The 6,309-nt window shown below is 66.7% G+C and carries 6 protein-coding genes; 1 reads left to right on the top strand and 5 read right to left on the bottom strand.

The annotated features are described in order from the left end of the window. Nucleotides 1-472: 472 nt before the first annotated feature. The 3 genes from N5I32_RS18705 to N5I32_RS18695 form a co-directional block, all read right to left on the bottom strand. Entirely contained in the window at nucleotides 473-1,093 is a 621-nt protein-coding gene (locus tag N5I32_RS18705) for a CDP-alcohol phosphatidyltransferase family protein (protein ID WP_261497465.1), read from the bottom strand. After that, nucleotides 1,090-3,243, bottom strand: a complete 2,154-nt coding sequence (locus N5I32_RS18700; RefSeq protein ID WP_261497464.1) for a dihydrolipoyl dehydrogenase family protein — start codon at nucleotides 3,241-3,243, stop codon at nucleotides 1,090-1,092. The genes N5I32_RS18705 and N5I32_RS18700 overlap by 4 nt, the downstream gene beginning before the upstream one ends. Before the next feature lie 190 nt (nucleotides 3,244-3,433). After that, nucleotides 3,434-3,661 (bottom strand): hypothetical protein, encoded by a 228-nt coding sequence (locus N5I32_RS18695; protein WP_261497463.1) that lies wholly within the window; start codon nucleotides 3,659-3,661, stop codon nucleotides 3,434-3,436. A 397-nt stretch (nucleotides 3,662-4,058) separates the two neighbouring features. Between N5I32_RS18695 and N5I32_RS18690 the strand changes: the two genes are divergently transcribed. Next, on the top strand, nucleotides 4,059-4,574 hold the full coding sequence (locus tag N5I32_RS18690; RefSeq protein WP_261497462.1) for a DUF2478 domain-containing protein: 516 nt from the start codon (nucleotides 4,059-4,061) through the stop codon (nucleotides 4,572-4,574). A gap of 30 nt (nucleotides 4,575-4,604) precedes the next feature. On the opposite strand, the gene N5I32_RS18685 is transcribed toward N5I32_RS18690, so the two are convergent. After that, complete coding sequence (locus N5I32_RS18685) at nucleotides 4,605-5,390, bottom strand: methyltransferase domain-containing protein (RefSeq protein ID WP_261497461.1); 786 nt, start codon at nucleotides 5,388-5,390, stop codon at nucleotides 4,605-4,607. Nucleotides 5,391-5,413: 23 nt separating this feature from the next. Then, a complete protein-coding gene (locus N5I32_RS18680) occupies nucleotides 5,414-6,307 on the bottom strand; it encodes a dimethylsulfonioproprionate lyase family protein (protein ID WP_261497460.1) in 894 nt (297 codons plus the stop codon). Nucleotides 6,308-6,309: the final 2 nt, after the last annotated feature.

Genomic DNA, 6,309 nt, shown 5'->3' with positions numbered 1-6,309 from the left:
CTTCGACCGTCCCGCCGTCCAAAGCATCGTTCGCTTCGGTGAGGGGCTATCTACGGACCCACGACAGGGTCCGCAAGAGGAAAAATCGCGAGAAAAGCGAGATTTTTCAGCTTGCGGTTTCCGGCTGTTCGGCGGGTGGCAGGAACCCCGTGCAGGGGGCGCCCCCCGAAGGGCCGGCCTGAACCGCATTCCGCCCTTCTTTGCATGGCCTGGAAGGGAGCCGCGGCGCTTCGACCCTTCACCCGTCGCGTGAGGCGTGATTCCCGACCCGCAGATGCGATGAAGCGGCGGCCCGCCCCGGTTTCGCCATCCCTCCCATGTGTCGGGGTCGGAAGAACGGTACGAATCGCCGCTCAGGCCGCCCTTCCCGATGGAATCAACCCGGTGCGCGCGGCGGATTCGGCCGTACCACGCAACCTGTGGGGCTGAAGGGGAGGATTCGCCCCGCCGAATCCGGGCCGGTTCCGGACGGTTACACAGCAGGCCCGGAGCCGAAGGCTACCCAGCCCATGCGCCAGCGCGTAAGGGTGGTGACGGCACAAGCCGCGGCGAACACGGTGGCCAGCAGCGGAAACTGCGCGGGCCAGAGGCAGGTCGCGGCCAGGAAGGCGATGGTCTCGGCGCCTTCGGTCAGCCCGCCAAGATAGTAGATGCCCTTGGCGGGATAGCCTGCGGCACTGATCCCGCGTTGGGCGGCAATGGTCGAGAAGGCCAGGAAGCTCGACCCCGTGCCGACGAAGGCGGCGATCAGCACCGCGGCGGGAAGGGCGTTCTGCGCCGGATCGCCCAGCGCAAAGCCCAGGGGAATGAGTGCGTAGAAGACGAAATCGAGAGCGATGTCCAGAAAGGCGCCGCGGTCGGTCGGGCCGACCATCCGCGCCACCGCTCCGTCCAGCCCGTCCGCGATCCGGTTGATGACGATCAGCCCAAGCGCGAGATGGTTCCACCCGAGCCAGAGCGCCGGCAGCGCCAGGGCGCCGATCGCAAAACCTGCCAGCGTGATCCGGTCGGCGGACACGTCACGCGCGACAAGCATCGCGGCCACAGGCGCAAGAACCCTGCGCTGAAGCGGCAGCAGATGCCGGTCGATCATGCCCCGCGTCTCCAGTCGTGCAGCCTTTCAAGCCAGCGCAGGACCGAGGGGTTAACATGCGCCTTGCGCCATTCGCCCGCCGCGAACTTGTTGGCCTCGGCCAGGGTGGGGTAGGTGTGGATGGTGCCCAGGATCTTATTCAGGCCCAGGCCGTGCTTCATCGCCAGCACGAACTCGGCCAGCAGATCGCCCGCGTGTTCGCCGACGATGGTGACGCCCAGGATGCGGTCGCGGCCCGGCACGGTCAGCACCTTGACAAAGCCATGCGCCGAACCGTCGGCGATGGCCCGGTCGAGGTCGTCGATGCCAAAGCGCGTGACCTCATGCGGGATGCCCTTTTCACGGGCTTCCTGCTCGTTCAACCCGACGCGCGCGACCTCTGGGTCGGTGAAGGTGGCCCAGGGAACCACCCGGTAGTCGGCCTTGAACCGTCTGGCAAAGCCGAAAAGCGCGTTGACCGCGGCAAACCAGGCCTGATGCGCGGCGGTGTGGGTGAACTGGTAGGGCCCCGCGACATCGCCCGCCGCGAAGATGTTGGGATAGAGAGTTTCGAGGTATTCGTTCGTCTCGATCACCCGGTTCGCGGGGATGCCGAGATCCTCGAGCCCGTAGCCCTTCAGGCGCGCCGCCCGGCCGACCGCAACGATGATGTCGTCGAACTCGATCCGGAACCGCGTTCCGCCCGCTTCGACCTCGATCCACTTGGCCCCGTCCGACACGCCGCAGGCGATCGCCTTGTGGCCGGTCAGCACCCGCACCCCGTCAGCCTCGAGCGATCGGCGGGCATATTCCGATACCTCGGCATCCTCGCGGATCATGATGCGCGGCAGCATCTCGATCTGGGTGACCTCGGCGCCGAGGCGCGCGAAGCTTTGCGCCAGTTCGCAGCCGATGGGGCCGCCACCCAGGATCACCAGCCGGCGCGGAACCTCGTCACGCTGCACGAAACTGTCCCAGAGCGTGTCCGAGGTGAGATAGCCAACCTCGTCCAGCCCCGGAAGCGGCGGAACGAAGGGCGCCGCGCCCGTAGCAAGCACCATCGCGCGGGTTGTGAGCGACCGCTTCGTGCCGTCGGGAAATGTGACCTCGACCGTCCAGGGATCGACCAGCCGCGCCTGCCCCTGCAAGACCTCGACGCCGAGCCCTTCGTACCGCTCGACGCTGTCGTGCGGCTCGATCGCGGCGATCACCTGATGGATACGCTCGAACACCCGCCGGAACGAGAACTCCGGAGAGGCCGGCGCCAGCCCGTAGTGATCGGCATGGCGCATCTGATGGGCCAGCTTGGCCGAACGGATCAGCGCCTTGGAAGGCACGCAGCCGTAATTCAGGCAGTCGCCGCCCATCCGGTGCCCCTCGATCAGCGTGACCTTGGCCTTCACCGCCGCGGCGATGTAGGCCGAGACGAGACCGGCTGCGCCACCGCCGATGACGATCAGGTTGCGTTCGAACCGCGCGGGCCTGCGCCAGCGGGAATAGACGCGCCGACGCCGGATGACCGACAGGGCCAGTTTCGCGATCCAGGGGAACATTCCCAGAAGGGCGAACGACAGGATCATCGGCAGCGACAGGATGCCCGAAACGCTTTCAAGCTGGCCGATCTGCGTTCCGGCGTTCACATAGACGGCCGTGCCGGCAAGCATGCCGACCTGGCTCACCAGATAGTAGGTCAGCACCCGGATCGGCGTCAGCCCCATCAGGAGGTTGATCGCAAAGAACGGGAACACCGGGATCAGCCGCAGCGTGAAGAGGTAGAAGGCGCCATCGCGGCGCATGCCTTCGTCGATCGCGGCAAGGCGGGAGCCGAAGCGGTCATGCACCCAGTCCGACAGGAGGTAGCGCGAGACGAGAAAGGCAAGCGTCGCCCCGATCGTCGAGGCGAACGAGACGATGAGCAGACCCCATCCGAAACCGAAAAGCGCCCCGATCGCGAGCGATATCCACACCGCGAACGGCAGCGAAAGCGCGGTCACGAGGACATAGGCAAGGAAGAAGTAGGCAGCGACAAGAACAGGGCTTTCCGCCTTCAGCGCCGCAAGATCGTCCAGATAGGACCGCAGCATCGCAAGGTCGGGGGGGGTCCGCCCGATGTGCCAGATCAGATAACTGACGACTGCGGCCAGCGCCGCGAAGATCAGGGGCTTTTTCACGGCGCCACCGCGCCCGACGTAATTGCGACCATGGTGAGCAAGAACCGCTTCTGTCAGAGAAAAGATTGACAATCCTTAGCAGCGAAGCCGCTTGTCGGGTAACCCGGCACGGCAACACGATTGCGTCAGACCTGTTACAGCGAAACGGGCGCCCCGTTTCCGGAGCGCCCGCCAGCAATTCGGGGTCGGATCAGTTGAGGATCGCGCGGATCTGACCGCCACGATTTTCGTTGCCGCCGTAGATCGCCGCCTGGATCGCGTGGACATCAGCAACGGTCAGGCCGTCGAAGTCCGCGTTCGGGACAAAGCGCTTGATCTCATGCTTTTCGGACGCGGTCAGCTCCGAGGAGGTGGTCATTGCCGAGGCCGCGCCAGCGGCGATCATGAGGGCGGTCGCGGTGAGGAGGATGCGTTTCATTTCTGGGTCCTTGAGGTTTGGGTTGAGGGCGTTTCGCCAATGACCTCAAGGTGGGGCGGCGAGGGGAAGAAGGGAAATCACGGCTTCATCGCGGTGCCTCACGGCGATTTTTCCGCCTGTGCCATTGAATTTCGTCAGCACCGCACATGCCGGATCGGCCTTGTAACAATGCGCCCCTACGCATCACGCGGCGGTGCGGGCGGATCTGCGGGCTTCCCGCGAGCGGGCCCGCACCCTGATTGTGCAATTCTGCACCTGCGGGGTTCTCGTTTACTATTGCCGCGCATCGAAGCAGCTTGCCCGCCTCGCGTCGGCGGCTTGATTCGACGGCGCGACTGCGTCATCACTTGCTGCGGTCGGTTCGGCGGCGGAGTCCGCGGGGCCTGAAAGGAACGCAATGCGTCTTGCCTATGTGAGCAGCCTCGAGCGTGGCAGGAACGACGCCGTCGTTGCAGAGGTTGCCCGGCTTCTGCAGGCACGGGGGCTGCGCCTTGTCGGCGTCGTTCAGCGCAACGTCGAGCGTCCGGGCAGGACCGACTGCGACATGCGGCTGGCCCTGCTGCCGGACGGAGAGGCGACGTCCATCACCCAGGATCTCGGAAACGCCGCCGACGGCTGCAGGCTGGACGCGGGCGCGTTGGAGCTGGCGGTTGCCGAAGTCGCGCGACGGCTGGCAGCTGATGGCGCCGACGTCCTGCTGATCAACAAGTTCGGCAAGCAGGAGGCCGAGGGCCGCGGCTTTCGCGACGTGATCGCCGAGGCCCTGGTCAGGGGGCTGCCGGTCGTGCTTGGCCTGAACCCGGAGAACGCCGGCGCCTTCCATGAGTTCACCGAAGGCGCGGCGACCGAACTTCCGGCCGATCCGGCCTCGGTGCTGGACTGGCTGTCGCTGGGCACCGCCAGCGCCGCCTGATCGCGCCGCCGCCCCGCGGGCGCGCTTCGTTCAGGCCGGTTTCTGCGCCTTCAGATGCGTGGGGCAGTGTTCCCCGCTGTCCAGAACCGGCACCATGCGCGTCCAGATCCCGATATTGTCGTCGACGAACGCGCGGCCGACGACCTTGGCCGCAGCCTCTCCCACCGGGCCCTGAAGGCGAGCGAGTTCCTGTTTCGCGACTTCACGGTACCAGGCGTTGCGGCTTGTGACCTGAACGTTCGTGAACCCCGCCCGCTCCATCGCGTCGCGATAGCGCGCGGGCGAGGCCATCCCGAAATCCAGACCCTCGGACTTTATGTAGGCCGCCATCTCCGACGATGGATCCCCGTCATGCCCGATCAGCCAGTCCGAGGCGACGAACCAGCCGCCGCGCTTGAGCACGCGGAAAACCTCGGCCATCAGGGCGTGCTTGTCGGCGATGTGAACGATCGAGTCCTTGGAAAACACGATGTCGAATGTCTCGGGGGGAAACGGCAGCGGTCCCGGGACAACCTTGAGGCATCCGATGCGATCATCGAAGCCCGCCGCATGAACCAGCCTTCGGGCATGATCGAGAACCGTGTCTTCCACGTCGACACCGCAGACATAGCCGGCGCCATGGTTGCGGACGAGCGCAATGTCGATCCCGCCCGCGCCGCAGCCGATGTCCAGAACCGTCTTGCCGGCGAAGTCGGAGCCTTCGACCAGCCGGGCGACTTCCTCCGGGCCACCGGGCGAGAGGAAACCCTGCCCCCAGATCGCCTCGAGCATGTCGATCAGCCTCTGGTGATACAGTTCTCCGCCTTCGGCTTCCATCAGTCCCTCCTTCGTTGAGCCGTCTAGACTTCGACCGCTTCCAGAGGCAGGGCCTCAAGCGCTTCCCAATCCTCGGCGGCCAGAACCTCCGCGGGTTCGTCGACGTCCCGCGTCCAACCGAAAAGGCAGAGGAATGGCACAGCCCCGACCTTGGTCAGGTGCGGGCGGAACGGTTCGTTCCAGACCGGCACATGCGCGGGCAGCAAGGCAAGCGGCGCGCCGGTGCCGAAACGCCATCCGTGCGGCCCCGTCAGCGGCGCGTAAAGTTCCGGCGCGGCGTGGCGATGGTCGCGGTAAAGGACCCGCGGCGCGATCAGGAACACTCCGAAATCGAAGTCGCGCGACAGATAGGGCGCCCCCGCCCCTCCGACGAGCGAGGCAAAGGCATGCCCCGTGCGGAAGGCCGCGCCGATCGCGTCGGGGGGATAGGCGTCGTAGGTGATCCACTTCAGGTGCGGTGCCGCCTGCCCGATCGCCTGCGCAAGCGCCGGCCGGGTTTCGGCCGCCCGCTCCAGCGCGGGCGCCAGCCAGCGATCCACGACCGGGTTGGATGCCGCCGCCACCGGCTCTGGCCCCTCCCCGCGCCATCGCGACAGGCCCGCGCGCACCTCTGCGACGCCGGGGCCATCGAGACCCCCGAGATAGCGGTCGGCCTCGTCCAGAAGGCGGCTTGCCGCCAGTCGCGGGCCGGGCGCGACCGGGGCGGGAACCTGGGACAGAAGGCCCCGACGCTCCAGCAAAGCGGAGGGATCCTCATGGTCGCGCGGAGAGCAGATGCGATAGACCTCGAGCGCCGCGTCCGGCAGGCGGCCGGCGCGATGCAGTGCCATCGCAGCCGCATAGCGGCGGCGTCCCGACCCTTCCGCCCCGATCGGCGTATGCAGCTCTGCCAGATAGGTGTCTTGTTCAGGTGCCATGT

Source organism: Albidovulum sediminis (genome assembly GCF_025380365.1).
Lineage (GTDB): Bacteria > Pseudomonadota > Alphaproteobacteria > Rhodobacterales > Rhodobacteraceae > Albidovulum > Albidovulum sediminis.
The sequence above is the reverse complement of the archived record's forward strand: the minus strand, read 5'-3'. Positions and strand labels throughout refer to the sequence as shown.